3 protein-coding genes and 1 pseudogene are annotated in these 3742 nt (G+C 41.1%); 3 read left to right on the plus strand and 1 reads right to left on the minus strand.

Translation table 11 applies throughout. The annotated features are described in order from the left end of the window. From UC75_RS21165 to glmS, 3 genes are all read left to right on the plus strand, one after another. Nucleotides 1–170: phosphatidylglycerophosphatase A (locus UC75_RS21165; protein WP_228137283.1), on the plus strand; the 170-nt coding region annotated here is incomplete at its 5' end. A gap of 16 nt (nt 171–186) precedes the next feature. After that, the gene (gene glmU / locus UC75_RS10645) at nt 187–1551 is read left to right on the plus strand and encodes a bifunctional UDP-N-acetylglucosamine diphosphorylase/glucosamine-1-phosphate N-acetyltransferase GlmU (protein WP_049837561.1); all 1365 of its coding nucleotides are present in this window, start codon (nt 187–189) and stop codon (nt 1549–1551) included. Between the two features lie 12 nt (nt 1552–1563). Continuing rightward, nucleotides 1564–3402 carry a glutamine--fructose-6-phosphate transaminase (isomerizing) gene (gene glmS, locus UC75_RS10650; RefSeq protein ID WP_049837562.1) on the plus strand — a complete coding sequence of 613 codons (1839 nt, stop codon included), beginning with the start codon at nt 1564–1566 and terminating at the stop codon, nt 3400–3402. Nucleotides 3403–3646: 244 nt separating this feature from the next. Here glmS and UC75_RS21170 read toward each other — a convergent pair. Next, a pseudogene (locus UC75_RS21170) lies at nt 3647–3742 on the minus strand (hypothetical protein); the annotation flags it as partial.

Here is a 3742-nt window from a genome sequence, read left to right on the forward strand (position 1 = left end):
TGTGGGTGATCGTCGGCTTCATATTATTTCGAATTTTCGATGTTTGGAAACCTTGGCCTATACGTGTTATTGATCGTCAAGTGCATGGTGGTTTTGGTATTATGCTTGACGATATTATTGCCGGTGTATGGGCTGCTCTTTGTACACTAATTATTATCCATTTGAGTTAAATCATTAGAGTTATACATGTCAACTACCGTCATTATTCTTGCTGCTGGCAAAGGAACGCGTATGCGTTCTCAGCTTCCTAAAGTATTACAACCTTTAGCGGGTCGCCCACTATTAGGGCATGTCATTCAAACAGCAAAACAATTACAAGCTAAAAATATTATTACGATTTATGGTCATGGTGGTGACCGCGTACAACAAACATTTGCCCAAGAAAATATTCAATGGGTTGAGCAAGCAGAACAACTTGGTACAGGTCATGCAGTACAAATGACCTTACCTGTACTTCCTAAAGAAGGTGTTTCACTGATTTTATCAGGCGATGTGCCATGTATTAATGCAAATACGCTACAAAAATTATTAGATGCATCGACTCAGACAGGAATTGGCTTAGTTACGCTCACTGTAGATGATGCAACAGGTTATGGCCGTATTGTGCGCCAAGATGGCAAAATTCAAGCCATTGTTGAACATAAAGATGCAAACGAAGCACAACGCCAAATTAAAGAATTTAATACAGGCATTTACTGTGTTAGCAACGCAAAACTTCATGAGTGGTTGCCTAAACTTTCAAATGAAAATGCACAGGGTGAATATTACCTCACTGACATCGTTGCAATGGCAATCGCAGATGGCTTAGAAGTTGCCTCTGTTGAACCAGAGCTTGCTTTTGAAGTTGAAGGTGTTAATGACCGCATACAACTTGCAGCTTTAGAACGCCAGTTCCAGCAAGAGCAAGTCAAAAAGCTAATGCAGCAAGGTGTAATGTTCTTTGACCCTGCACGCTTTGATTTACGTGGCTCTGTAAAAGTTGGACAAGACGTTCGTATTGACATCAATGTTATTATTGAAGGTGAATGTGAGCTTGGTGATTTTGTAGAAATCGGCGCTGGCTGTATTTTAAAGAACACCAAAATTGCAGCAGGCACTAAAGTTCAAGCCTACAGCGTTTTTGATGGCGCAGTTGTAGGCGAAGATGCTCAAATTGGACCATTTGCACGCTTACGCCCAGGGGCTAAATTGGCAAATGAAGTGCATATTGGCAACTTTGTTGAAGTTAAAAACACAACGATTGGGCTAGGTAGTAAAGCCAACCACTTCACATACTTAGGTGATGCGGAAATCGGTGCTGAATCAAATATTGGGGCAGGTACAATTACTTGTAATTATGACGGTGCAAATAAACACAAAACCACTATTGGCGATGCCGTTTTTATCGGTTCTAATAGCTCGCTGGTTGCTCCGGTGACCATTGGGAATGGTGCAACAGTCGGTGCGGGTTCTGTGATTACGAAAGATGTAGCTGAACAAAGTCTCTCCTTTGAACGTGCGCAACAAATTTCTAAAGCAAATTATCAACGTCCCCAAAAGGTTAAAAAATAAGAGGATTGAAGTATGTGTGGTATCGTCGGAGGCGTTGCAGAGCGTTGTGTAACCGAGATTTTAATTGAAGGTTTAAAACGTCTTGAATACCGTGGTTATGATTCTGCGGGTGTTGCTTTACTAAATAATCAACAAATTTTACGTGAGCGCCGTGTAGGTAAAGTCATTAATCTTGCTGATGCAGTTGCTGAACACCAACTTACAGGGGCTATCGGCATTGCGCATACACGTTGGGCTACCCATGGTAAGCCAACTGAAAACAATGCTCACCCACACATGTCTGGTAAGGTTGCTGTTGTACATAACGGCATCATTGAGAACTACCAAGAGCTAAAAGATGACCTTCAAGCATTAGGTTATGTTTTTACTTCTCAAACAGATACTGAAGTTGTTGCACACTTAGTTGCTGAAGCTCTAAAAAGCACAGATAGCCTTTTAGATGCTGTTGAAACTGTTGTACCTCAGCTTAAAGGTGCTTACGCGCTCGGTATTATCCACAGCGATTATCCAGATGAACTCATTACTGTACGTGAAGGTTCACCTTTAGTGATTGGCGTAGGTATTGGTGAAAACTTTATTAGTTCAGACCAACTTGCCCTTTTACCAGTAACAAACCGCTTTATGTACCTAGAAGAAGGCGATATTGCCCGTCTTACACGTACTTCAATTGAAGTATTTGCAAATGGCGAACGCGTTGAACGTCCGGTAAGAGAGCTTGATGCAACCGTAAGCAGTGCATCAAAAGGTGAATACAAACACTATATGCTCAAAGAAATTTATGAGCAACCAGAAGCAATCAAGCAAACAATTTCTCAAGCGCTTGATGGCAATAGCTTACGTGATGATTTCTTGAAAAATGCTGATGCAGATTTCAACAAAATTCAAAGCGTACAGATCATTGCTTGTGGTACAAGTTACCACTCAGGAATGATTGCGAAATATTGGTTTGAACAACTGATTGGCGTGCCTTGCCAAGTTGAAATCGCGAGTGAATTCCGCTATCGCACCCCTGTAATTGTTGAAAATACACTTTATATCTGTATTTCACAGTCAGGTGAAACTGCTGATACTTTAGCGGCATTACGTGAAACTCAAAAACGTGCGAAAGCAAACAATATCGATATTCAGACTTTGACTATCTGTAACGTTGCAACGTCTTCAATGGTTCGTGAAACTGATCATCATTTATTGACTCTTGCTGGTCCTGAGATTGGTGTTGCTTCAACTAAAGCGTTCACGACTCAGCTTGCTGCGCTTATGTTGTTAATCTTGAAAATTGGTCAAGTGAAACAACGTATTAGCCCTGCTCTTCTTGAAGAAATTACACGTGAGCTATGGCACAGCCCGAAAGTTATTCTTGATACGCTTAAACATGATCCAGAAATTTTGCGTTTGTCTGAATTATTCGTTGAAAAAAATCACTGCTTATTCTTAGGTCGTGGTACGAATTATCCAATCGCATTGGAAGGCGCATTAAAGCTTAAAGAAATTTCATATATTCATGCGGAAGGCTATGCAGCTGGTGAGTTAAAACACGGCCCATTAGCACTTGTTGATAATGAAATGCCGATCGTGATTCTTGCTCCAAATGATGAAATGCTTGATAAGCTCAAATCAAATATGGAAGAAGTTCAGGCACGTGGTGGTGAATTATTCGTTTTCGCTGATGAAAATAGCGGAGTGAATGGAAAAGACCGTCAGCACGTTGTGCATATTCCAGCAGTAAACGAATGGCTAGCTCCAATTGTTTATAGCGTACCAGTTCAGTTGTTGTCTTATCACGTTGCTGTTTTACGTGGTACAGACGTTGACCAGCCACGTAACTTGGCGAAGTCAGTAACTGTAGAATAATAATCAGACATGCTATCTATGCCATAAAGGGTATAGATCGCTTCTGTTGATTAGAAAGCCCGATATGCATTAATTGCCTATCGGGCTTTTTTATTGCGTTCATACGACTACACAAGCGCTTTTACGTGAAAGAAAACCGAGTTTAATAGTAGAACACTCCCCCTAGGGCCCTGTGTCACAACGGACTTTTACTTTGGCGCTGATTTAAAGTTTGAGAGATCATTGCGACACAGAGATAAAGGAGCTAAGCGAACTTAGCCCATTTCAGTTTTTTCGCAGCGTTGAATGCTACTGAAAAAGTTAGGGGCAAAGTCCTGTGGGAGAACAGGACTTTGCAAAC

This window comes from Acinetobacter sp. V2 (genome assembly GCF_001188385.1).
Taxonomy (GTDB): Bacteria; Pseudomonadota; Gammaproteobacteria; order Pseudomonadales; family Moraxellaceae; genus Acinetobacter; species Acinetobacter oleivorans.